The 23,246-nt window shown below is 57.6% G+C and carries 21 protein-coding genes and 6 pseudogenes; 13 read left to right on the plus strand and 14 right to left on the minus strand.

Annotation, left to right across the window (positions count from 1 at the left end; all coding sequences use genetic code 11):
• Positions 1–3 precede the first annotated feature (3 nt).
• The 3 genes from AMC88_RS26195 to AMC88_RS26205 all read left to right on the plus strand — a co-directional run bounded on the left by AMC88_RS26195 (position 4) and on the right by AMC88_RS26205 (position 3,534).
• Positions 4–1,260 (plus strand): MFS transporter, encoded by a 1,257-nt coding sequence (locus tag AMC88_RS26195; protein WP_016737466.1) that lies wholly within the window; start codon positions 4–6, stop codon positions 1,258–1,260.
• A 2-nt stretch (positions 1,261–1,262) separates the two neighbouring features.
• Positions 1,263–2,669 carry a hypothetical protein gene (locus AMC88_RS26200; protein ID WP_016737467.1) on the plus strand — a complete coding sequence of 469 codons (1,407 nt, stop codon included), beginning with the start codon at positions 1,263–1,265 and terminating at the stop codon, positions 2,667–2,669.
• A gap of 379 nt (positions 2,670–3,048) precedes the next feature.
• Positions 3,049–3,534 (plus strand): helix-turn-helix domain-containing protein, encoded by a 486-nt coding sequence (locus AMC88_RS26205; protein ID WP_018247165.1) that lies wholly within the window; start codon positions 3,049–3,051, stop codon positions 3,532–3,534.
• A 71-nt stretch (positions 3,535–3,605) separates the two neighbouring features.
• On the opposite strand, the gene AMC88_RS26210 is transcribed toward AMC88_RS26205, so the two are convergent.
• From AMC88_RS26210 to AMC88_RS26225, 4 genes are all read right to left on the minus strand, one after another.
• Positions 3,606–4,841, minus strand: a complete 1,236-nt coding sequence (locus tag AMC88_RS26210) for a CapA family protein (RefSeq protein ID WP_004668595.1) — start codon at positions 4,839–4,841, stop codon at positions 3,606–3,608.
• Between the two features lie 81 nt (positions 4,842–4,922).
• The gene (locus AMC88_RS26215) at positions 4,923–5,765 is read right to left on the minus strand and encodes a transporter substrate-binding domain-containing protein (RefSeq protein WP_011053397.1); all 843 of its coding nucleotides are present in this window, start codon (positions 5,763–5,765) and stop codon (positions 4,923–4,925) included.
• Between the two features lie 57 nt (positions 5,766–5,822).
• Positions 5,823–6,572 carry an ABC transporter permease gene (locus AMC88_RS26220; protein ID WP_016737468.1) on the minus strand — a complete coding sequence of 250 codons (750 nt, stop codon included), beginning with the start codon at positions 6,570–6,572 and terminating at the stop codon, positions 5,823–5,825.
• Positions 6,573–6,576: 4 nt separating this feature from the next.
• Entirely contained in the window at positions 6,577–7,242 is a 666-nt protein-coding gene (locus AMC88_RS26225; RefSeq protein ID WP_016737469.1) for an ABC transporter permease subunit, read from the minus strand.
• Positions 7,243–7,484: 242 nt separating this feature from the next.
• On the opposite strand from AMC88_RS26225, the gene AMC88_RS26230 reads away from it, so the two are divergent.
• Both AMC88_RS26230 and AMC88_RS34200 read left to right on the plus strand, forming a co-directional pair.
• Entirely contained in the window at positions 7,485–8,396 is a 912-nt protein-coding gene (locus tag AMC88_RS26230) for a LysR family transcriptional regulator (RefSeq protein ID WP_042120104.1), read from the plus strand.
• 173 nt (positions 8,397–8,569) lie between these two features.
• Positions 8,570–8,747, plus strand: a pseudogene (locus tag AMC88_RS34200) (IS630 family transposase); the annotation flags it as partial.
• Between the two features lie 209 nt (positions 8,748–8,956).
• Here the strand turns inward: AMC88_RS34200 and AMC88_RS33345 are convergent.
• Positions 8,957–9,067: pseudogene (locus AMC88_RS33345) on the minus strand (IS630 family transposase); the annotation flags it as partial.
• Between the two features lie 58 nt (positions 9,068–9,125).
• A complete protein-coding gene (locus AMC88_RS32465; RefSeq protein WP_010068053.1) occupies positions 9,126–9,320 on the minus strand; it encodes a hypothetical protein in 195 nt (64 codons plus the stop codon).
• A 474-nt stretch (positions 9,321–9,794) separates the two neighbouring features.
• On the opposite strand from AMC88_RS32465, the gene AMC88_RS26240 reads away from it, so the two are divergent.
• The 4 genes and pseudogenes from AMC88_RS26240 to AMC88_RS26250 all read left to right on the plus strand — a co-directional run bounded on the left by AMC88_RS26240 (position 9,795) and on the right by AMC88_RS26250 (position 12,251).
• On the plus strand, positions 9,795–9,971 hold the full coding sequence (locus AMC88_RS26240; protein ID WP_004668584.1) for a DUF3606 domain-containing protein: 177 nt from the start codon (positions 9,795–9,797) through the stop codon (positions 9,969–9,971).
• 884 nt (positions 9,972–10,855) lie between these two features.
• Positions 10,856–11,065, plus strand: a pseudogene (locus AMC88_RS34205) (DUF5372 family protein); the annotation flags it as partial.
• A 98-nt stretch (positions 11,066–11,163) separates the two neighbouring features.
• Positions 11,164–11,655 (plus strand): ATP-binding protein, encoded by a 492-nt coding sequence (locus tag AMC88_RS26245; RefSeq protein ID WP_185185232.1) that lies wholly within the window; start codon positions 11,164–11,166, stop codon positions 11,653–11,655.
• Positions 11,656–11,753: 98 nt separating this feature from the next.
• Positions 11,754–12,251 carry a helix-turn-helix domain-containing protein gene (locus AMC88_RS26250; RefSeq protein ID WP_010005427.1) on the plus strand — a complete coding sequence of 166 codons (498 nt, stop codon included), beginning with the start codon at positions 11,754–11,756 and terminating at the stop codon, positions 12,249–12,251.
• Positions 12,252–12,277: 26 nt separating this feature from the next.
• Here the strand turns inward: AMC88_RS26250 and AMC88_RS33350 are convergent.
• Positions 12,278–12,449 (minus strand): annotated as a pseudogene (locus tag AMC88_RS33350) (IS66 family transposase); the annotation flags it as partial.
• A 435-nt stretch (positions 12,450–12,884) separates the two neighbouring features.
• Here AMC88_RS33350 and AMC88_RS26255 point away from each other — a divergent pair.
• Complete coding sequence (locus tag AMC88_RS26255; protein ID WP_010024976.1) at positions 12,885–13,340, plus strand: phasin; 456 nt, start codon at positions 12,885–12,887, stop codon at positions 13,338–13,340.
• Positions 13,341–13,603: 263 nt separating this feature from the next.
• Positions 13,604–13,903, plus strand: a complete 300-nt coding sequence (locus tag AMC88_RS26260; protein WP_016737472.1) for a hypothetical protein — start codon at positions 13,604–13,606, stop codon at positions 13,901–13,903.
• Positions 13,904–14,244: 341 nt separating this feature from the next.
• Here AMC88_RS26260 and AMC88_RS26265 read toward each other — a convergent pair whose 3' ends face one another.
• The 3 genes from AMC88_RS26265 to AMC88_RS26275 all read right to left on the minus strand — a co-directional run bounded on the left by AMC88_RS26265 (position 14,245) and on the right by AMC88_RS26275 (position 16,335).
• Positions 14,245–14,463: a lysozyme family protein gene (locus tag AMC88_RS26265; protein WP_037147006.1), complete on the minus strand. Its 219-nt coding sequence runs from the start codon at positions 14,461–14,463 to the stop codon at positions 14,245–14,247.
• A 68-nt stretch (positions 14,464–14,531) separates the two neighbouring features.
• Positions 14,532–14,837 (minus strand): hypothetical protein, encoded by a 306-nt coding sequence (locus tag AMC88_RS26270; RefSeq protein ID WP_004680432.1) that lies wholly within the window; start codon positions 14,835–14,837, stop codon positions 14,532–14,534.
• Positions 14,838–15,363: 526 nt separating this feature from the next.
• Complete coding sequence (locus AMC88_RS26275) at positions 15,364–16,335, minus strand: leucine-rich repeat domain-containing protein (protein ID WP_004680431.1); 972 nt, start codon at positions 16,333–16,335, stop codon at positions 15,364–15,366.
• 130 nt (positions 16,336–16,465) lie between these two features.
• On the opposite strand from AMC88_RS26275, the gene AMC88_RS34540 reads away from it, so the two are divergent.
• Positions 16,466–16,594 (plus strand): hypothetical protein, encoded by a 129-nt coding sequence (locus tag AMC88_RS34540; RefSeq protein ID WP_010068000.1) that lies wholly within the window; start codon positions 16,466–16,468, stop codon positions 16,592–16,594.
• A gap of 456 nt (positions 16,595–17,050) precedes the next feature.
• Here the strand turns inward: AMC88_RS34540 and AMC88_RS26280 are convergent, their stop codons facing one another.
• Positions 17,051–19,078 (minus strand): type VI secretion system Vgr family protein, encoded by a 2,028-nt coding sequence (locus AMC88_RS26280; RefSeq protein ID WP_004680430.1) that lies wholly within the window; start codon positions 19,076–19,078, stop codon positions 17,051–17,053.
• A 549-nt stretch (positions 19,079–19,627) separates the two neighbouring features.
• Between AMC88_RS26280 and AMC88_RS34620 the strand changes: the two are divergent.
• Positions 19,628–19,765 (plus strand): annotated as a pseudogene (locus AMC88_RS34620) (CoA ester lyase); the annotation flags it as partial.
• Positions 19,766–19,870: 105 nt separating this feature from the next.
• On the opposite strand, the pseudogene tssG reads toward AMC88_RS34620, so the two are convergent.
• The 3 genes and pseudogenes from tssG to tssE all read right to left on the minus strand — a co-directional run.
• Positions 19,871–20,842 (minus strand): annotated as a pseudogene (gene tssG / locus AMC88_RS26285) (type VI secretion system baseplate subunit TssG); the annotation flags it as partial.
• Positions 20,806–22,692, minus strand: coding sequence for a type VI secretion system baseplate subunit TssF (tssF, locus tag AMC88_RS26290; protein WP_064830110.1), 1,887 nt, complete (start codon positions 22,690–22,692; stop codon positions 20,806–20,808). The gene tssF and the pseudogene tssG, both read right to left, overlap by 37 nt.
• A complete protein-coding gene (gene tssE, locus AMC88_RS26295) occupies positions 22,692–23,195 on the minus strand; it encodes a type VI secretion system baseplate subunit TssE (protein ID WP_004680427.1) in 504 nt (167 codons plus the stop codon). Before tssE ends, tssF begins: the two co-directional genes overlap by 1 nt.
• Positions 23,196–23,246: the final 51 nt, after the last annotated feature.

Raw genomic sequence — 23,246 nt, forward strand, 5'->3', positions numbered from 1 at the left:
CCCATGAACCTGCCAGTAGGGAGTGTGGATGAAGTGGGCGCGACAGAAAGCAGCGGCATAGGGTATTATGCCTCTCGCGGCATCTATCTCTTCTGTGTTCTTGCGTCGGCCACCGGCCGCAATGTCTACTTTGTGCTGGCGGCATGGGTTGCGACAGATGTCAGCAAGAGCACGAGCGCTCTCGCCATCCTTTTGGCGCTCGGCAGTGCCGCTGAGTTGCTCACCAGCAATGTTGGTGGGGTTCTAGTTGATCGATTTGATCGTCGCTTCGTCTGTATCGCTTGCGATTTATCCAGGTTGATCCTCATATTTTCAACGGGTATTGGTCTCTCGTTCGGTGACCCACTTGGTGTTCTTTGCCTATCGTGGACCATCTTCGCGTTCATCGACAGAACCTATTCGACTGCGCTGCAGGCCATCATTCCAGACATCGTGCGTCCTAAGAACCTCACTTCATTCAATTCGGCGTCTTATATTGCGATGCAGGCGGGCAATCTCATCGCCGCTATCGTCACCGGTTACAGCTTAAACGCCATCGGGATGAATCTGACGTCGGTCTTGCCTGGCGCCTTTTTCGCCCTATCACTGTTGGGGCTGCTGGCACTGCTCGGCCGCCAGCCGCCTTCTCGTTCTCGATCGAATTTGCAGGCAAAGAGCATTCGTCGGATGGATCTGTTGCCGACGACCTTCGTCGTTCACCCATTGAAGACCATCGCCGTCATGTATGCGTTGACCTATGCGATGGGCATGCTCGTGAGTGTATTGGGCGCCGCATATGTCACCCGCGAACTCAAGGGGTCAGCGCTAGAGTTCGGTTATCTCGAGGCAGGTTGGGCCCTCGGTTCGATTGCGGGCTGTTCAACCCTTCTTCTCAGAAGGGCGCGTTCGCGACGACAAAGCATCCTATTCCAGTCGGCGCTCGCTGGCATTGTTCTGTTGGGCTTTCCTGTTTTCCAGAGCTTTTTCTCCGGGCTCGTTCAACTGGTGTTGCTTGGCTTCTGCTACAATGTCACGCGGATCCTGATCGATGTACGGGTTCAATCGACCGTTTCAATTGACATGTTGGGGCGGGCGCGAAGCCAGATCCACACGATCTGTGTTTCGATAGGGCTTCTTGCGTATGGCATCATCGGGACGATCGGAGACGCAATTCCACCTTCGGGGATTTTCGGCCTCTTCGGGGCGCTGATGATGACCGTCGCGCTCTTCTTTTACTTTGACATGGATCGGGGAGCGCCGGCGGAAAGCCGGTTCGTCTGAGGATGGAGACGTCGCCCAATAGCGACCTGGTTTCAAAAGGTGAGGTGTTGACCCTCATTTTTGAATTATTCCCTTGGTTGCGTCAGTTTGAGCAGGCATCGCTGAACGACTACGCAAAGGCGGCTTTCTCGGTTGGATCGGATCAATCGGGCTGCGTCGCGCGAAGCCAGGCAATGTCTCTATTGCGGTCACGCGTGGCGGCCGTCGCGCAACGTCAGGGTTATTCAGCAGGGGCCGTGACGCGCTTTCAAACCGAAATCGAAGTCGCTCCGGTGCTGCAGTGTGGCCCCCACCTCCACCTGTTGATCGAGCCTGACGCCTTTTACACCCATCTGTTCTCCCTGATGGGACTTCGCGCGCATGGCAGGACATCCTATATCTCCTACGCTTGCTCGACAGTGAAGTTCGTGGAACGCGGTCGCAAGGGTCCGGCCTGGCTCCACGTCGATGGCGATGCAGTCAATGTCTTCGGCCTGTCGCGCAGCAAAATGATCCCCTACAGCATTCTTGGCAGAAACGGCTGCTACAGATTCCATCTTCAAAACGTCGACAGGCCCGGTCATGACTCGGAGGCAATTTCCTGCTTGCGAGACCTTTTGCCTCTTGGCGAATTCCAGTCGGCGGCAGAGGCGATCAAAGCGGCAAATCTTTGCCTCTGGAAGCGGTATTCTGACAGCCAGGTGGACTTTCTTCAGCTTGACGATAGCGACGTTGCCGATCTGGTCGCGGACCACCTTTCCGATGGCCGGTCCTGGCTGCGAGCCTCGTTGATCGAGGACCGAGCATTCGCGATGCGCCTCATCCATTGCATCGATCAACTCGCTGACACGGCTTGGCGAGGCTGGCTGAAAAACTCGACGCATTTTTTCTGGGGCTGCATTGAAGGGCGGCTTTTTCCACTTTGGCTGGATGGCAGGGTCCTCCGGTCGAAGGAGACAGATGATGTCTGTGTTGAATTCTCGCCGCCAAGTCTTGTGGAGGCCCTGAGAACTGGCCGGATCGTTCCGAACCTTCTGCTGATGTTCATCGTAACGTCGATCCTGCCTGGCGTGCGTGTCCTGGGTGGAAGTCGGCATACGATCTATTATCCGTTGATGCGCTGGGCATTCTGCGAGGCGTTGAGGAACAACCATCGTGACACACAGCTTCTCAACGCACTGTCAAAGGACGAACGGCCGGGGGTTTGGGGCCATCGCATCATCTCCTCGCCGTGCGAGCCGTTTTCGCTGCTGAATGCAGTTAGCCGCGGGGGTATTGCAACGCTTCTCGAGCAGTTCGGCAAGATGAGCATTATCGACGCTTGCGGGCCCTTTTCCAGCTTCACCCAGGACCCCCTATGGGCGGAGCTTGCGGTGGCATACTCCTCCCGGAGGGTGGGCAGACACTCCTCGCAATGGGCGTTCCGCTGATCGCACCTCCTTTGGTTTTCTGTCCACTTTACCGCCCGAAGCGTGACCTCTCGCTTTTGAGACAAGTGTCCGCGCGTAAAGCGAAGCTATTGAATCTTGTAAAGAATTCGGTTGCGCGGCGGGCGGATTTCAACTAGGTTTCGCAGCGAGGCAGTACGCGCTGCCTTGGGGATTAGAACCCCCTGTTAGCGGTTGGTGTCGGCCGATTCGGCACCACACTCCTTGACCTTCGGTCGAGGAGCCTGTGGCGTATGTCCAGGTTCCTCGGAACTAAAGGCCACAGGGCCGTCTAGCACGGTGTTCTAACTCCCCGATCAGTGGGTTGAGCGAGTTTTCAGCGGGGGCGCACCGCGTGAAACTCTCCATCGGGGTGACCACCATGAAGCGCTATGTAGCAGCCCAGGTTCGGACTTCGAGACCTGCGCAAGCCAAACAGTCGGATGTTGCACGCGAGTCGGTACATCCAGTCGATCGGCATGTCGGACAGCAAATCCGTATCCGCCGAATGCAGTCGAATGTCTCCCTAGGGGATCTCGGCGCCGGCATCGGGGTGAGTTTGCAGCAGGTACAAAAATATGAAAGCGGTAAGAACCGCGTCAGCGCTTCGATGCTCTACGAGCTTGCCAATTGCCTCAAGATCCCGGTTTCGAGGTTTTTCGAAGGCCTTCCAGATCCCGAAACCACTCAGGGCCAGCAATTCATAACAGAGATCGATGGGAAGATTGCCTACATATCCACGGCGGAGGGACGGCGTCTGATAGACGACGTTTTGCTCCTTTCTCCGCGTGTGCGCAGCCGGGTCGTTGCCCTCGTCAGCTCGATTGTCGATGAAGAGATGGAAGAACACAAGGACGTTTCCCCATAAAAAGACCAACAAGAGCGCGGCCGCAAAAATTGGTCAGCGGTTCGTAGAGTTATCGCCGCATACTGCAGGTTCTAAAAAGCGATCTGGCCAACGTTCTTCTCTCGGTCAAGCACAGTGCCAAAACCGGCACTGCGGTCGGCAAGATCGTCAAGGATGTCTGCCGCCATTCTGCCATCGGCGAGCACAGGGAAGGGGAGGCGATCGCGTGCAGGATTCGATAATGCCTCGGTTCCACCGATCACAATCGGACGCAAGCGTACATTTTCCAGCTGTCCGCTAGATCCAAAATTGCAGGTCGCGATGACGCTCCTCCACACTTCCGGCGGGCTCCATTCCTGTTCGTCCTTTTCCGTATGGAAGAGGAAGTTGCCAAGGCCGTAGAAAATTGGCGTATTCCGATATATCTCAACCCCTTGAAGGACCGGAGCGCCATGGCTGACAAAGAGGCCTGCGCCCGCGTTAACGCAATCGTGCGCAAATTCGCGGACCCAGACGGGGACTTGCTGCCAGTTCGGCTCCCAATGGTGATGATGCAAATACACGATGACGAGCGTGTCGCGGCCCGCTTCTTCCGCGATCGCCGAAAGGTGAGCCCTGGCGCTGTGCCGGTCCATGACGATGCGGCGAGCGGTCTCATCTGATCTGCGAAACACGGTTCCATAGAAATCAATTTCGTCTTGGCCATGAAGATCAGGCGGATCCTCTGGCTGGGCATAATTCGCGCGCTCCAAGGGCGAACTTAGAAGACGCTCCTGAATGGAGCGAAGCAAGTTGAATGTTCCCGCTTCCAGGTCGAATACCCTGGAGACTTTCAGACTATTGATGCCGGGCCTTGCTATCCTGCCCTCAGTTGCGTCCTCGGCGTACATGAAAGACGGGCCTGGCCCGGCATCCATGGCAATCAGCGCGACATTTCGGGATCCGAACGTCATTTTCTGTGCCGTGGAAGCATGATGCTTGTTGTGGCCGATGCCGGCATGCAGGAAATTGTGTGCCGCAACCTCCTCCAGCGTCGAGAGGATCCCCGGCGGTCCAAGATCGAAAGCATGGTTGTTCGCCAGAGCCAGGCTATTGAAACCGAGCTCCTTCAACGCCGCCAAGACATCCGGCGCTGCAGCGCCGAAATAGCTGCCTTTGAGCGGCCATCCACCATGACGACCATAGATAGTCGTCTCGAGATTGGTGAAGGCAACATCGCTTGCTTTGAGGATCTCGGCGATCTCAGCGAGCCGTGGATCGCCGATCGTTCGAAGATCATGACGGATGAGCGACTGGCCGGTGACAGCAATGGAAAAGGGTGCGGACATATGGTCTACCTTCGATCTTTAGGACTGCCGACTGCTCACGCACTATGGCTTCGGGGGAAATGCGTGTCGGAAAGCCAGTGTCTAGTTCGATGTCTGCGGCGAAACATCGATCTTGAACCATTGCTCGCTCAGCCGCTTCAGGGTTCCGTCGCTCGTGGCGGCCTCGATGGCGCTATCGAATGCCGCAACCAGTTCGCCGTCATCTTGCCGGAGCCCGACGCCGACACCCGGGCCCCACAGGCCACCGGAGAGCCGCGGGCCGTAGAGCGTCGCAATCCCGCCATCCGTGCTGTCGAGGAAGGCTTTCCAGGTGAAATAGTCGGCAAGACCGCCATCGATGCGCTCAGCCACGAGATCGAGATGCATGTTGTCCTGGGAATCGTAGCTCCTGATCGTCGCGACCTTTCCGAACAGTTCATTGAGCACCGCTTCCGAATTCGATGATCGCAATACGCCCAAAGTTCTGCCGTTGAGAGCGGCTCGAAGCTCCTCGATCTTTGCCTGCTTTTCAGGGTCGATAGTTGTGAGGTCGAGCTCGGCCAACGTATCCGTGGGCGGAAGATTGAGATCTTTGCGTATGACAACTTGGTTGAAACCTCCGGCGTAGGGCTTGGAAAAAGCGATAGATTTCTTCCGCTTCTCAGTTATCGCCATCCCCGACATGATGGCATCGAACTTTCCAACGGTGAGCGCCGGTATGATTCCGTCCCAGTCCTGAGGCACGAAAGTGCACTCGAACTTCATCCTCCGGCAAAGATCGCGGCCGACGTCGATGTCAAAGCCGGCGAGCTCCCCTTGGGGGGTGATGGCATTCCAGGGCGGCGAAGCACCTTCAGAGGCGATTGTCAGTGTCTTCCTGTCCATTGCTCCCGCGTTGTTGGCGCAGACGACAAGAGACAGGGCAAGCAGAAGTGTTCGTTTCACGACGATGTTCCTTTCATTGCTGAGTTTGATTGTTGGCGTCCGGGATGTGGGCTGGCGTCAAGTTTCAGCCGAGGCGAGAGGCGGCTTTCCGTTCGCTCTTCGAGGTACAGGTTGCGCCGGCGGTGGACGGTTTGCCGTCGGCGTCCAACGCGTCTCCAGCATCTGGAAACCTTGCGTGATCAAGAGGGTAAGCAGCAGATAGAAAGCCCCCGCGGCAATGAAGACCTCGTATGGGGCGAATGTCTCCGACACCAGCTGTCGGGCGAGCCCGGTCACCTCAAGCAGCGTGATGGTGCTTGCAAGGGAGCTTGCCTTCAGCATTCCAACCACCTCATTTGCATAGGCGGGAAGAGCGATCCTGAGGGTCAAAGGGAACACGATAAGACGGGCAGTGTGGAAACGGGAAAGGCCCAAGGCTTTGGCCGCTTCAATCTGCCCACGCGGGACCGCCTGGATCCCGCCGCGCAGAACTTCTGTCGTATGGGCGGCGCTGTTCAGGGTGAAAGCAATGAAGGCGCACCAGAACGGCTCTCGCATCACGGCCCATAGAAAGCTTTGGCGGACGAGGGGAAGCTGGCCAATCCCGTAGTAAATCAGGAAAAGCTGAACCAGAAGTGGCGTGCCGCGGAACGCATAGGTATATGCCAGCACGGGCGCGGAAGCCCACGGATTTGATGATGCCCGTAGGAAGGCGAGCGGGACCGAGACGGCGAAGCCTGCGGCAAGCGATGCGAATGTCAGAACCAGAGTGAGAAGAAGGCCGCGGGGAAGGGTGAGAAACGCTTCAAGCGCGATGGTCATGCTCATTGCCTCAACCTTTCATCGCCGGGAGCGAATAGCGGCGCTCCAATAACCGGAACGAAAGAAGGGACAGGCTTGTGAGGGCGAGGTAGATTGCAGACGCTGCGAGATAGAAGGGGAGTGGAGCGCGCAGTGAGCCTGCGCCTATATAGGCGACGCGCATGACATCCGTCAGCCCGACGACGGAAATCAGCGATGTATCCTTTATCAAGGAGATGCAAAGGTTACAGAATGCCGGCAGAGCGATCGGGATCATCTGGGGAATGATGATCAGAAACCAAATCTGCGCGTTCGAAAGCCCGAGCGCCGCTGCAGCCTCTCGTTGGCCTGGTGCAACCGCGTTGATCGCACCACGGAATATTTCCGCGGCGTACCCGCTGAACACGACGGTCAGTGCCGCGACACCGGCCGCAAATGCATTAATCTCGATGTAGCCACCGGCAATCGCGCTCAAAAGGGCGGTTCCGCCGAAATACGTCAGGAGGATGATCAGAAGTTCCGGAACACCCCGGATGATGCCCGTGTAGGCCCGCATGCACGATGAAACCGACTTACGGGTCGAGTTGCGGAGAACGGCAATAAGCAAACCTAATAGGGTCCCGAAAGCGCAGCTCAAGGCAAACACTAAAAGTGTGTTCTTCAATCCAGATAAAAATTGATCTACAAATGCGTACAATGCAAGTCTCCAATATTCTTGCGAGCGCACCGAAATAGGAAAGGTATTCTCCCGACATATACAAAGGGCTTGCCGAGATTTAACCGAGGGTAGATTGGATTTATTAGCTTAACCGGCGCTCTAAGTTTGGCGTATGTCAAAAATATACTTTGACTTGCCGCCGTCAATTTATAAGATTCAGGAAGTTTTGATAAGCGCAGCTTATGAGGCGCGTCGCTCGACCACGATTGAGATTCCCGGCCATGGACGTCACCGACTCCGGAGTGAAGATCCGCCACCTTCAAATATTGCGGGAGGTTATGCGCGCCGGCTCGGAAAGGCTCGCAGCGCAGATGTTGCGAATAACCCAGCCGGCGGTCAGCCAAAACATCAAGCAGCTAGAGGAGACTGTCGGCTTCGCGCTCTTCCGCCGGGAAAACAACAGACTGGTGCCAACCGTCAAGGCATGGGAATTTCTACGCACAATCGACGCGGCGTTTGCCGGACTTGATCGGATCGGACCGTCAATCGACTTCCTGCGGAACAACGATACGCGAATGATCGGCATCGCGGCGCCAAGCGCTTTCTCCTTCGCGACCTTGCCGAAAGTGGTCAAAAGGATTCGGGAGAGAAGCCGCTCTTACGCCGTTCAGGTGAAATCAGGAACTTATGAGCAGATTGCAGATCATGTGTTAAACGGCCGCTCGGATCTTGGCATCTCCCGATTGCCTCTTGATGAGCGCATTCTTGATTGGGTGCCCGTCGGCTCGGCCACCAACGTATGTCTTTTTCCGGCCAACCATCGATTTGCGGCACAGCAGCTTGTCACTGCCGAAGATCTTGCTAGTGAGGCGATCATCGATATCGACCCGCAAATTGCCTCTCACCAAATGAGCGTCAATGCCCTTCGATATATGGGAACCGCTCCTGACATCGCCGTGGAATATGACGCCAATGGCCATGACATTGGCTATGTCATGGCAGGGATCGGCGTTTCGATTACGAACGAGATCATTGCGAGCGAATATGCTGAATTCGACGTTGCATTCCGCGAATTTCAGCCAGGGGCAACATATCACTACGTCGTCGTTTGGCAAAAAGATCGAAAGCTGAGTGATAGCCTAAGATTTGCATTGGAAGAGATAGTCGCGGCTTTGACAGATCGGGCTGCTTGACGATCGCATCGAGGTATGACCCTCGCACCGTAAAACAGATGTTGCGAGTTCATGCTGAACCGCGAGTTGTGCGCGTAAGCTTAGAGCGGGATGATTTTAGGTAGACCCGTGAGAAGGATTCCCTATGACGCAAATCAGATTCATCCTTCTGGCCGGTCAGGAGGCTGAGCTGGATGGCGAGACCTGTTTCGAATAACCGCGAGAAGTTGTAGAAGCGGTGATACAGGAGGGGTGTGGTGCCGGGCGGCGTCCAAGCGCTTCCGCATTGGCATCAGCATCGCGATCGATTGGGTGCGGCGCGTGACGCGACGGACAGCGCAGCCCGGCAGGATGAGTAGCCACAAGCCGCGAACGGCGGTGGCTTACCTAAGCCACCGAGCAGATAGTTGCGCCATATCGTAGAAGAACATCGCGACAATCGGAACTGCGTCGGTTGGCAGAAGCGGACCGGTTGTTTGTGCGATCATTGGTGCCATGTTCTCTTTAAGTGATTCTGCAGTTATCTTAAAATGGCGGATGACACTTCAATTGGACGCAATATCGACTAGAGCAAATCCTGTTCAATCCGGCTCATATCCAGCAGCCCTGAAGTAGTTTGCGCATTCTGTCGGCGTGAAGCGGAGCATCAATGCGCCTAGGACGTCCCATAGAGCATCGATCTTTCGTTCCGCGCCCTCCGTGGTTGACTGCGGCCCCTAAACCGGGACCGCGTGCCGGTGGCGACGGAAGCTATGAGATCACATGCTCAATGCGCTCGAGGTGGTGCTGAGGCACGATCTGAAGGGGTTCCTCGGCCGCTGCGATTTCCTCGACCGTAAGTCCGGTGGCGATGGCCAGGTCCTCAAGGCTGTAGCCCTTCGCAATCCTGGCTTCGCGGCGACGAGCGGCTGCGGAGGTGTTGTCGGCGGTAGCAAATTGATCCATTCCAAACTCCAAATCACGTTGATGTAGCGGCTGAGGGGGATCTGTCCCCGATGGGTTGGCTCCTTCGTGGTGCCGACTCGGTCAGAGGTTAGCCGCAACCTGCCGAGCCGCTTGGTTTCTCTTCGCAGACGACGCTCTTGCGTGGCTTCCGCCGCGATCTTGTTCTGCGTTCGGATGCCGAGCGCTCCTGCATTAGCGCTGTTGTTCTAGTCCTGCTTTCTATGACAATCAATCCATGGGTTTGCTCATAGGCACACGACGAGCCGTACCAACTGCCTGGGAAGAATTGTCCGCTACTGATTAACTGCGGTCGCAGATATGCCTTGCGCGATCTCATCGTCGAAGTGAACCATCTCGCCCGAGGCCATGTGCAGCGCGTCCGCGACATCGCCGAAGCGCGCCTCACCATAACGGAGGCCGGAACTTATTGAATCGGCGCCCGTTCGTAAGGACCGACATTAGGAGGATCTCACCATGGCAACCACATCCAAAGCCCGCAGCCAGGATCGTGCTCGCGTCGCAGGTGGTCAGGATCACGAGGTGAAGTACGAAGCCCGGAAGGAAGGCATTTCCAAGGAAGCGGTGAAGAAGACCGTGAAGAACGTAGGCAACAGTCGCAAGAAGGTCGAAGCCGAACTCGACCGGCACTAATCCGGGTTGGAGAGTTCAACCGTGAGGGTCCGCAGCCATAAAGTCAGCGGCGGAAACAGCCGCTGAAAGTCTGGCTCCGACGGATCATAACGCAGCGGCGGAAGGCGCCTGACTGCAGGAGTTGACGACCCCGCAGGAAGCGTTTCGGAGCAAGGCTATCGAAGCTGCGGGATACAGCGCCGTCGAGCAAAGCCAAAAGTATTGGGACGCCGGAGCGTTTCTTGCAAGGGGCGGAGCCGCATCGCATGAGGAAGGGGCTGGCGAGCGAACCCAACGAGCTCCAAAGTCGCGATACGCGACGGCGTCGGCTGACTTTACCTGCAGAACAGAATTCAGAGGCCCACAGACCGTGGGGCACCGCGTGCGGACGCCGGTCCCGACCGGTCCGTTCAATCGACTTCTAGAAGCTGCCATCCCGTTTTTGGGACCGGCCAGCATCGTCGATCTTCTCGTGCTCACTGCGCTGAATAGGAAGCGCGGTCGGTATTAAGCCATTCTCCCGTAACGCCAAAGGCGAGCGGCGGAGCGCCGATCAATCGCCCGAGTCGGGTCTCCAGTGTTTGAAACGATGCTCAGGGAAGCGGTCGACGTGAACCTCGCTTAAATCCTGCGGAGTATTCCATTGCCGACATGCCAGTCGATCAGATCCCGAAACAGGCTTAGCGAGTGCCACGTGCATCGTCGTCCCGATGTGGACTGTAGACTAGCTTCCTGCATAGGGCGATGCGATCCTGAGTTGCGTTCATGTGTCCTCTCCTTCGCGACGGAGAGACCCTAAGCTATGCCGACTAGGCGGCTGCTATGGTGCCGGAAACGTTGGCAAAGTCGGTTAATCGGCATAGTTTGCTGGTCAGTATAAACGTGCTTTTGCCGCGCGCGGCAAAATGCAGTTTGAAGCAGCGTCGCGATCGTCGCCCAAGTCCTGCCGCCGCCTTCCGAGCCGGGTTCATAATGCCGGATTTCCGACGTTTGAAGCAAGGGTCACCTATCCCTTCCATCCACTGGTTGACCAAACCGTCTTGGTAACCGGCAGCCATGAGCACGAAGGCGTTCACTATCTGCTCATTCTGGCACACGGTGGTTCATTTCAAATTCCGGCATGGATGTTTGATCCTGCGGCAAGTTCGATCGAGATCGTAGCTGCGCCGCGCCTTTCGGCAACCAAACTCGTTGAACTGCGCGCCAAGCTTTGTTGCCTGACTATTCCGTTGCGGTCGCTGCGGTCGCCGATTGCACATTCAATACTCCGGGAAAGGCGGCGCAGCGATATGTTTGTCGCGGCACGTTCGGCGCCATGGCGGTCGGCAACTGTATCGGGTTCGGCGGCATGCGGGTCGATCGGGCCGTGGCGCAGGAGGTGCTCGAGCGATTGCAACCTCTGGGAATCGAGGCGGCCTTGCGGGCAATGGAGGCGCACACGCAGCGTCATAGCGACAATCAACAGCAACTCGAGAACTTAATCAAGCAAGCACAATACGAGGCTGCCAGGGCGCGCCGCCAGTATGATGCTGTCGATCCGGGCAATCGGTTGGTCGCCGGCGAACTGGAGCGGCGCTGGAATGAGAAGCTGATCCTATTGCGTGATCTCGAGGTCCAGTTCGAGATGCTCTCGACCGACCGTAACACGCCTGCTTTATCGGCCGACGACCGTACAAGATTGATGATGCTCGGTAGCGATCTATAGTAAGGCATGGCACAGGTCCCGACGCGTCTATCGAGACACGCCAAAAGATCATTCGGCTGCTGATCAAAGAAATCATTGTCGATACCGTTGACGACACATTGGCGCTCGTCATTCATTGGCAGGGTGGCGATCACACCCGGATGACGGTGAAGAAAAACAAGATCGGCCAGACCCGCTGGGCAGTTAAGGCTGATGTTGTCGATCTCGTTCGCAACTTGGCGAGGCAGTTGCCCGATTTGTCGATCGCAGCGATCTTGAATCGATCCGGCAAGCGGACAGGGCATGGCGCCAGCTGGACGCGAAGCCACGTCTGCAGTCTTCGCAACATCCACGGCATCTCCGTCTATCGAGAAGGTGAACGGGCCGAACGCGGTGAGAGAACCCTCGACGAGGCCGCCGACATTCTAAAGGTGAGTCGAGCTACCGCCTACCGGATGGTCAGCAGCGGTGTCCTTCCCGCTCGCCAGTTATGCACCGGAGCGCCGTGGATCATCCAGCTTTCCGACCTTCAACACGAAACCGTGCGCCGCGAAGCCGATGCCAGGCGATCCCGGCGTCCGATATCTCAGGATCCGGTTCAAAATCCTCTTTTATAGACATCATCAGATGAGGAGTATGTCGCGCCCTCGTCACCTTCAGCAAACAGGCTATTTTTTCTTAACGCCTGGGGCTTGATTGCCCGCTCAACATGTGGAGTCCACTTCGACGCGGCCGTCTTTCAGGAAGCGCTCGAAGATATCGCGGCGCGATATGGAATAGCGGAGAGCTCCGCGAGTTTTGATTTTCCGGGTAACGCCCCTTAGCCACGAACAGGCACATGATCCTTGGCGCGATTTGAAGTCCGCGTGAATTCCCTTGTCCCCAGCGCAACCGTCGACATTTCTCGCAAATGTCGGGCATCCGCCACTTTTGTCAGGTTTGTCGTGATTGGAACGTTTTGTTCGCCGGTCTCTCCGTCAAATACACATCAACCTGCCCTCAACCCGCCCATTGATAAAAGAAAATCATCTTCTTGGCGCGTCGGAGCAGTTGGCATGGTGTTTGCTGATCCCTGGTTACAAGCGGCAGAAAGCAGTCTGCATGATGCCGGTTCATGAAACGAACGGAACGGAGGCCACCTGACCGTTCGTCATCGGATCCGCGTTCTACCAAGCGGCCATGCATCCGCCGGCGGAAGGGTCAATCCCGATGTCACAGCTTGCAACCAACTCAAAGAGAAGGAAAATGCAATGACCAAGATTTCCGAAAGATCCTTTGAAACGATCGAAAACCCGGGGTCATCGTCGCTCAAGGTGCCAGATCAGTTCGGCGCATCTGTTGAAAAGGGGAACAAGAAGGTGACAGAGGCTTTTTTGAAATTTGCGTCCGGCGCTGAAGCGACACAGAAAATGCTGCCTCCGATCCTCGAAACGACAAGTCTATTCGGCAACGAATTGTGGTGGAAGACGATCGCTGCACTGCAGGCCGACGCCGAGGCCAGCTTCTCACATTTGCAAGCTTTGCTGGGCGCGAATTCGCCGTCGCAGATCCTCGAACAGCAGTCGACCTTTTTCCGCAAGCGGGTTGAGACAAGTTTGCAGCACGCCAAGGAAGTCCGGGTGCTCTCAAGCAGGGCGGTGGAGGAAATCTCAAAGCCGGTCAAGGATGCTTTTGACAAGGTGCTGACGGACCTCAAGGCGACGTAAAAGCGGACTCGCACTTAAATCGCCTGGACTGATCGGGGGCGGCCTACCTTATTCATGGACGGAAAAGATGGTGACGGGGACCATCAGGTCGGGAGAGAGCTGGAAAGTGTGTCCTGCGATCTCGATAGCTCCAGCTAACAAGCTCCTGAAAACGGATCGCGGGCGGCCGGCGTGACATATTGGACGGTTTGAACTGGCGAAGAACCCACCATCTTGGTATCTAACCGCGTAGGCGGCAGGGGGCAGGGGGCAGGGAAGTGGTAATGGATTCACGCAGGGACATAGCCGAGCGGGTCATCGCGCGTTGGAAGGCGCGAGGAATCCGGATCGATGAAGACCCGGGTTTCATGGAACTGGTCGCTCTTTGGACGGCAGGGTCGATTGCGTCCGGTGAAATGCGCCGCCGGTATTCGGCGCTCCAGCGCGAGCGGTCGCTGTCCAGGTCAAATCCACTTGATGTGTATCCCTGCGACGAAGGGGCGGAGGTCGATCATCGATCGATTGCGATTCCAGACGACGAACCAGATGAACGGGGAGGTCTCGGACTGCCGGCGCAAGGGTGACTCTTACAAAGGGCTCATCACGCACCATTTCCTGGCGAGCGCGAACTTCACGAAACAGCGGGTCGACAAGCGCTGCGTCGCGTTGTGCATATTCTCGGGAAGAGTCCGAAAAATCCTTGCCACGAGCCGCAATGGCTGGCGGCTCAGCAAGGTAGAAGGTGAGGAGCGGCCGGCGGTACTGAGTCGACATCTTTATCAACTGTGGGCGTGTCGGCTCAGGGCATCTTCAAGCATGGCAAGGCGGTCGCTGCCCGCTATACAGGGTGCATCGCTAATGCCGAGCTTGTCGGCACATCTTCAACGCTGAGTCCCTCAGTCTCGTGCGCCCAGCGTCCGACAAGTTATTGTCTTCCATGGGAGTCCGGCTTGCGCAAATTGCCCCCGATGAAGGTTGGTCCGCCCGGGTCTTCCGCATGGAAAACGCGCGTTGCCTCAAAAACGCCGGTGCGCCATGCATAGGTCGTATCGTCGATCATCTGCGGCAAGACCTCCTGGTTTGTCGGACGGCCATACCATTTGGTGACGATGCGGGCGACTTTGGCGACGAGCGCGGTACTCATGCGAAGGTTCGAGTGTGCATCGAACATCTCCGGCGCCAATAGCATCGAGACCTCGTTTGGGCGAAAGGTTATTCCTTTGCTGCAAAGCCTAGCTCAACGCGGCTGACATCTAAGATCGCCCGAAGGACGTCGATGCCGAATTTGAGGCTTTCCACCTCGACATCCAGCGAGATGCCCTCGGTGACTGTGCCTTTTGCGTTAGCGATTACCACCTCCTCCAGGTCTTCGAACCACTGAGGACTGTTCCCTTTGTGAAGCTTCGATAGTTCCGCAATCGCGACACTAAATGCCGATTGGACCGCGATTAGAGCGGCGCCGAGCTTTCGTTCGTCTACACCCGAGATGCAAACAATGGGGCTGTTTTTCTCATCCATGGGCTGTTCCTCTGCTGGCTCGCCACGAAAACTCTATTTCAACTAATAGGCGACAGAGTCGTCGATCGCCGACGAATGCAAATAGGCCCGTAGGCTGGAGTCTCGGGTAGTTAGATCAACGAATACGCGATGCTGGGGGTGGACCATGTGGAAATGGTGGATGCGCTTGAGGCCTGTTGAAATCTGGGTCCAGCTTCCGAACGTTCCAACCGGCGGCAATGCCTCTAGGCCGTACGCGTCGCACCTCCTGGTACGCGATAGCGGGTAATCCTTTGTACGAACTGGCTCGCATGCAAGGTCGCCCGAAGGACACAAGTGCCGAGCCTGGGCTTTCCGGCCATAGTCTTCAGTGAGACGTCTGTTGCTTCCACAACTCAACATATTCCGGCGAGCGGCATAAACCTGCAAACTCATTGTTTTTGATCCGCACGCGTCATACCTGGCCTGCACCCCACCGCCATGGCTTCGGCAAAAGGCCTTTTACTCAAAACGCAGGGACCTAGTTTGGCCCGTTTGTCAGGCAGCATCACAAAAAGATCTGCGGAAGGCTCGTCCCGCTTTGCGCGCTCAGGTGCGCCCGCAGTCGATCTGGCAGCGGATTGTTATTCAGGTACACTTTGCAATGAGGCGGAAGCTGCGACAGAATGTACGGCAGTGCAGTTCGCCCGTCGCCAAGTCCTCTCAGGTTGTTTCCACGAACGCTAAGCTCCTCCAGCCCCCTCGGCAGGTTAGGGGGCAGGTGGGTCAGTTCATTACTGTCGGTGCTGAGCCACTTTAGGGTGGCCGGGAGGTCCTCGGGTAGGCTAGTCAGTTCATTGTGAGGGACTTCGAGCCTCGTGAGCTTTGCAGGAAGGCGCTCGGGCAGGCGAATTATATTATTGAGTTCGGCGCGGAGATCCGTCAATTCGAGGGGGAGATTCTCCGGCAGGTGCGCGATTTCGTTGCGGGTGACATGAAGCTCCCTGAGCTCAGGCGGCAGGTTATCGGGCAAACTGGTCAGCCGGTTGTGGTTGACGTAGAGATACTTTAGTCCGGAAGGAAGCTCGTTCGGCAATCTGGTCAGCCGGTTGCCGTCGACGTAGAGCGTCTCGAGCATGTCCGGAAGAACCTCAGGCAGCGTGGTCAGCTGGTTGTCGCAGGCAGAGAGCTTTCGCAGACCGGGCGGGAGGTTGTTGGGCAGCCTGCCCAACCGGTTGTCATTGGCGTTGAGCCGCTGGAGGCCGGCCGGTAAGGTGGGGGGCAGTGCCGTTAGGGACAGCGATGTTAAGTTCAGGGGGGCACGAAAATTGCGGGTTTCCGTCCAGGCCTCGATCCGTGCCATTGCCTCGTGCCGGTCCTCGTCCTGCTCCTGCTGCCCGTCTTCCGCCCAGGCCAGTAAAATTTCTTTCAGTGCCGCTTCGCCGGACGAGGAGCCAGTCAAGCCTTCAACCCAGTTAAAGGTGTCTTCACCGCCTTGTTCGGAACTATTGCCAACACCCCCCTGCCTTCTGCCGTACATTGCGTCGTTCCTTAGGTCATTGCGTCACTGCTGATGTTACTTCCGTCGCGACCTTTCCTTCCAATACCAAATTCGTATCCCGTTATGCTTCGGGGGCATGGCCAGCGTCCTCCCTCGAGCTGGACAGCGCATGATTTTTATCGCGACGTTGAACAATCCCACCATTGACATGCTGCGCAAACTCGGCCTGACAGGCATGGCCAGCGCCTATCAGGAACTCGAAACGCAAATAGAAGCGAGACACCTTCGAGCATGGTGAAAGGCTTCGACTGCTGCTCGAGGCGGCCACGCTCCGCCAGAAGCGCTTCGAGGCGAGAGCCCGCCCTGCAAAGCAGCGCTGTAACGCCCAGATCGAGAACGCTGATTTTTGCGCCGCCCGCGCCCTGATCGCAATTTCGTGACGCCGAGTGATAAAGGTATTTCATCCACCAGTTTCAGCTTGGTGGAGACCTAAACCAGACGCATTTGGAGCCGCTTGCGGCCGATTTCGCGTGGCAACTCCATCTAACTGAGGCGCAAGTTCCCGGAACAAACGCTCACGCGCGATAACCTTTCCTCATTTTCGGGCAATCTCGCAGTGTCACGTTGATTTGGTAGGTCAGCTTACGACGCCGAAGCCGTTACGCTTTTTCTCTACGCCTGCAGGGCCCTGCCGACTTAAAGGCAACGACTTCCGGACAGCCGAGGCCCAGAACCAGTTCACCTTGACATCGTGTCACTCGGGCGTAACAGGCGGCAGCCCGAGTGTCGCAATAAGCTTCATTATCGACGGCGTGGGTGGACCCGGTGTCGGCGGCGGCATGGAGACGATGGACCCGAGCCGCGGAGGCGTTGCCATAACGCCAATCATCGTGCCGATAATGGCGATCCCATCGCCGCTGATTTCGATGGCCTGCGGGCCGGTTCTGCCCGATACTACAAGGCGGATCTTGTCGGGTGTTACCTCGACGCGGCTACCTAAGGCCGCTGCGGCAGGGGAGTCGGGCGCGGCGCCGCCCGAGGTCAGGAGGAAGTGTCTCTTGACGTCGATGCTGTAGATATTCCCGACCTCGACGGTATGATTCTTCTGGGCCTTCAAATAGACCTCCTCACGGCCCTGCTTGTCCTCAAAGCGCAGTTCATTGTAGGCATTAGCGGCGCCGCCATCGGTATGCGTCCGGAAGGTCGACCGCGTTTTGTCGGTCGGCAGGGTTTCAGGCGGCAGATTTGAGCCATTGTATACGACGCCGGTCACCAGGGGCGTGTCGGGATTGCCGTGGATGAAATCAACCACGACCTCATGGCCGATCCGTGGGACGACCAGGTTGCCAAAACCCTTACCAGCGAAGTTCTGGGCCACCCGAATCCAGCAGGAGCTGTTCTCGTTCTTTCCGCCTTCTCGGTCCCAGAAGAACTGAACCTTCACACGGCCGTACTTATCCGTCGCGATCGACTCGCCCTCGGGGCCCACGACGACGGCCGTCTGCGGTCCGTGAATCAACCGCGCCGGTGTGCGGCGCCTCGGTCGGTACTGGGTGGTCGCGGGGATAATCTCTACGTTGCTGTGATAGAGGAACCGCTCGCCCTTCCCCCCCACGGTGTCCGCAGTGAGATCGTCCCCCACCTCACCGATGACAGTGAAGTCCTGTCCGACTGCCAGAAAGCGATCGGTGGGTTTCGGGCGGGAACCGACCTGGCCGTAGTAGAAGGGATTTGCCGCCTTGAATAATGACCCGGTCGTTATCTGGCGCGCAGTGCTTTCGATCCGCGCGCGATAAGCGTTGCAGGCGAGTTCCTCGGCACGGATGGTGGCGTAGAAATCGCCATCGCTTTTTTTTGTATACTGGCCTGGATACTCGAAGACCTCCCGCATTGCCGTGCAGCCGCTGCTTGCCGACGAGGTCTCGCCCGTTCTGACCGCCACGCTCTCCCGCGGTCGGGTGATGGCGCTTCCCGTGAGCTTGCATGGCGGAATGCCGCCTGTCCTCACGGGAGGAACACGCGCGACAGACGTCAGTTCTGCCATCGGCTTCTCATGGTCATAGTCCCTGAGAACGACCTTGTTCGGCTGTAGCGATACGACCTCGTCCCAATGCAGGATGACATCTTCTTGGTAAAGACTTCGGGCAGGCCTGAGATTGTGGTGGGTCTCTACGATCTCAGGCGTGCAGGCCATGTGACTCGCGGCGTTGTCGACCAGCACCAGGTCATGTTGGTCCTCAGCATGTTCAAAATAGTAGTAGATGCCGTCCTGCTCCATGAGGCGGCTGACGAAGGCCAGATCCGTTTCATCGTACTGGACGCAATATGGGCGCTGTGGGAACCGTCGGGCGGTCTGATTCTTGAAATTGCCTTTATGTTCTCGAAAAATCGTGGTGATGATCTCGATGCTCGTCTTGTTCTGAAAGACCCGACTGTTAGAGCGATGCTCGAGCAATGAAATCCACGGCCGCACCTGCGCCACGTAGTTGAGGTGCTCGGTATCGTCGAGGCCGAGATATTGGAAGCGCGTAACAACACCGTTGAAGAAGCGGGTTTGCGAGTCCTTGAGCTTAAGGCCGATTGTCAGGTTTTGACCGGGGATCGTAGCAAAGTTCTGAACTGGATTGCGGCTGGCGAGCTTCACCTCGTAGAGGAAAGGTTCCCCCAGCCGCTCGGTGCCACTGAGCCGCCGGAGAGAGATTTCATTCAACTCGGACGCGGCCGAAGTGACCGCAACAAAACGATTGTGCCTTAAGAGACTCTCGATTCTTGACTCGACCATGGTGGTGTGTGTTCCGCAGATTTGATGAGAAGGCGCGGTTGCGCCCGATGGCGTGAGTAGGATGCTGCCGAAGCCATCGGCGAAGATGCCGAAAAGCGTTTATTTCGTGCATCGAAATCGCCGACCGTTGCTCAGCCAAGATGTCTTGCTGGCCCGCATCGTCAGAGCCAAGCGGGGGAGGGCGGGGTGAAGAAAGCGTGTGGGTCTCTTGGAACTCACCCACGCTAAATCCCACCCAAATCTCGCCATGCGGCCTTGTAACATCGATGAGTTGGCGGATTCCGGCGGTGCTAGCGACGACGTGTCTCCTGGAAGATTCAACCAGGCCCAGGGCGCAGCGCCCGAGCGGACAACCACGGTGGTCGAGTTTCGCCGCGATCGTCGGCTCGATAGGCCTCTCCGCTGCTGAAGCCTCAAGGGCGTCAAAATGGCGATAACGTTCCAAAGAGGCGTCACGGCGAATTTTGCAAAGGGCCTTGGCGGTCCCATTGCAGTTTGCGTTGAGCTTACTGAAGAGAGTCGAGCTTCCGATGCTTGTCATAACGGGCCTTCCAAGCCGCCGCCCGCCGTGCCGCCGCACTTGGTATCGAGGTTACGTGGGCCATTCACCCGTTCCAGATCGATCTCGCCAAGGAGATCTTCTCCCCGCCCGAAAAGAAGGTCGAGCGGGCCCGCCGCATCATGGATGTCCGTTTCAGGAGAGTGCCATGCGGCAGCCGGTGGGCCCCGGTCAGTCGGGGTAGTTGTCAAGTCATCGGCGTGCTGGCGCGTTTTCCGCTTGCCCATCCAACTGGACCATCCGAGTCTGCCGCAGCGACCCAACTGCACTTCCGGGACCTGCTCCTGACGGAGAACGAGGTTAATCTCCCAGTCAAGTTCATCTCCAAGGTAGTTGCAGATGATCTCCGCTATCGACTTAAGGCCGGGAGCTGCGGGCAGAAGCGATTCGTAATGAGCCAGGCTGAGGGGACCCACAATGAGTCGGAACCGATGGTGCCACACTCTGACCCTCGCACCTGCAATAGCGTTGCTGTTCAGCGTGCCCGTGGCCGGGTCGCGGCCCAGGAGGCAGAGCGATATGCGGGGCAGATCCACCCACTTTGGGACAAATTCACGGATATCAACCGGCGCCTCGACGAAGCTGGCGAGGATGGCAGCGAGCCCCTCGGCGTTGCGGGTGTGTGAGGCGAGACGGCCGGTGAAGTGGAGTTTGGCCAGATCAGGCATAGCATCCCGCGCGCGCAGGGAGGTCATCCCGAAGCCGGCTAGCGCGCCGAGCTGAAGGGCAAATCGATCTTCTTGTGGCCTGTCATAGCTCACGGTCGGTTCGCCCTCCGCCCATGCGCGGAAGAAGAACGAGGCCATTCGATGATGAAAGGTATCAGCAAATCGGATCAGCGTCTCATCCGCGGCGTTGTGCTGCCGGAGAAGGGCGTACTCCGTCAGATGCAATGGGAGGGGACCGTGGGGTCCAAACAAGCCGAAGGCGTAGGTGGAGATTACGGGGTCGTTCTCCTCGTGCGCAGTCACGCCCGCGATCGATCGAGTCGGAAATGCAAGGGAGGGCTGCTGGGCGATCCGCACGCGATCCAGGCTGGGACCGCTCGATTCTCCCAGCCGAGGCCGATCTGAGCAGATTGCATCGATCCGCCGCAGAGCCTGGAAGAAGTCGCAGGCATGCGGTTCGGCCCTGAGCGAGCTTAGGAAGTCGCCGAGTGCCCCCGAAATCAAAGGATCGCCCGGCGGCCGGCCATCGTCGGCCATCGCATTACCTCCCCGCGCTGTAGCGTCGAGACGACCATCTCGGTGAAGCTGTTGATGGATACGTATTTCGCGAAGAACTGGTTGAGCACGGAGGCGAGCGGAAAGATGCCAACGCCTTCGAAGGCCGCTTCGTCCAGGATGATACCAACCTCAATCCCACGTGCTACGGCGGCTTGTCCACCGCTGGACAATCGCCTGACCGCAGGCCTGGACCGAATCTCCCGGATCCCGTCGATCTGCCGTGAGGCGAAGGCATTGACTGGATCGACGTAGAGGCGGAGGAGTTCACGTAGCGCTTCTGCGCCCCGGTGGTCGTTCCTATCGGAATTGCTGATCGAGAGGTAGTTCAGTGAAAGATGGCTAATTAATCGCCAAGTGATATCGCCATTGGCGAAGGAGTGGCGCGGTCGGCTCGGGGGCGATACGCACCGGGTGGCGGTAACTGGAGCGCCGATTTCCAGGGTGAAGTCTGTCTCGTCCCGGCCGATCGGCAGCAGCAGCGCCAGATCCCGGTTCGAGCACAGGCAGTTTACAGACAAATGCCGGAGTTCCGCCGAATAGGGAGCCGCTTGGCGATCAACTAGAGAAACGAACGTTTCGCTGCCGATGTAGCCAGTCCGCGCGCCATTTAGACGCTGGTGCTCCGACATGAGGCGCTGCTCCCGGCGGATCGCGTAGTATCTGGAATGCTGCTCCTCCTGACCGTGCGCGCTGATGCTATAGAACGGGTAGAACCTCACGGGAGCCGCTTCGTTTTTCGCCCCGTCTCCGCTCATCTCGAGGATCGAGTGGACCTCAAAGTCGAGCGGCCTCATCCTGTCAACAATCACATGATGCTCGGTGTTCTTGTCGCTCACGTGGACGAGATCTGCCTGGCGTTCGAAGAGATTAATCGCGGGCGTTGCGAAGAGAACGATATTTTGGGGTCCGAGCTGTCGTTCCAGCCGTGGCTCGACACGTCTGAGTGCGAAGACGATCTCAAGGGTCTCGGCAGTTGACAGGGCTACTGCGTCTGCCAGCCCGCTAACCTCGACGAACAACGTCCGCTCCGCGAGGGCGAAATACTCCTGTAGGAGACGGTACCCGTCGAAAGAGCGTGGCACCTCGGGCAGGAGAGCACAGCTCGGCTCCAAACCGCGTTGCTGCAGCGCATGAACCGGAATCTTTTCCTGCCAAGGGATAGGCCGGCCGACCGGACGGGCTATGATATTGCATGCGTCACCGAGAAGCTGTTCGGCGAGTGCGGCGCCGATGCCACCGGGGCCTGTTAGGTGCAGTGTGAGAGCCTCTAGTCCGAGTTTATTGAACGGCATGCCATTGGTGGTGCGAAGGCGTAGTCGCAAAGCAGCCTTCGCATCTTGCCGGGCCGGAAGATCCAGTGCGGCGATCTGCCCCGGCGTCGAAAAATAATCGGCAGCGCTCACCACAATTGGCCAGAGATGCACATCATGGGCCGTGCGGAACTCGCAATGTGTGACGGCGCCCGGAGCAAGACGGCCCAAAAGCTTGGTTCCCCGCGGCACGAGGTATCCATTTTCAAGTCGTCCGGCATCCTGGTCGGGCTCGAAACGGACGATCGTCATCGAGGGGAGCGGCGGTAGAAAATGCGGATAGACCATCTCCAGGAGGTGCTGGGTGAATTCCGGAAAGCGAGACTGAAGCTTCAATTGCACCCGCGCCGCCATGAAAGCGAAGCCTTCCAGAAGCCGCTCGACGTAGGGGTCGGCGACCTCCGCTGATTCCATCCCGAGCCGGGCGGCGACCTTCGGGAATGCGCGGGCGAACTCGGCCCCAATCTCGCGCATATAAGCAAGTTCGTCGTTGTACAGTCGCAGGAGCCGGGGATCCATCAGCTTATCTCTGTACCGAGATGAACGCGGGCGGATTCGAGCTCGGAATCTACCTCCGTACGCATCACCATTCGCACCGGCAACGGCTGCGCCCACAGATCGGCTTCGATCCTAAAGCGAAAAGTGCCGCAACCCTGACCATCGTCCAGGACCGTGACCTTCAGGGTGTCCGGTAAGAGACGCGGCTCAAAGCGCTGAAGGCTCTCGATTATCGCTTCGCGCAATGCGCTCTTATCCATCCCTTCGCGAATTTGTCCGCTGAGAGGCCAGGCACCATAATTAAGTGCACTGGCCGCTACGTGAGGGTACGCTTGTAGATCTACGGTTGCACCCAATTGATTGGTGTTCAACAACCAGGAAACATCGCGTAGAATCACCTCTTCCAGTTGGCGAACAGAGAAGCTGCGCTTGTCCTGCGCTTCACACGAGCTGCGCGGCTCATCGTCCGTAAGCCGGTCCAGGAGGGATGGTTGCACGAGATCCCGCTTAACATCTCTGCCCATGTTACAATCTCCAGGTGCAATAGCGACGAGTCGATCCGTCGTTTTCGCGCG

Origin of the sequence: Rhizobium phaseoli (assembly GCF_001664385.1) — a bacterium.
Lineage (GTDB): Bacteria > Pseudomonadota > Alphaproteobacteria > Rhizobiales > Rhizobiaceae > Rhizobium > Rhizobium phaseoli.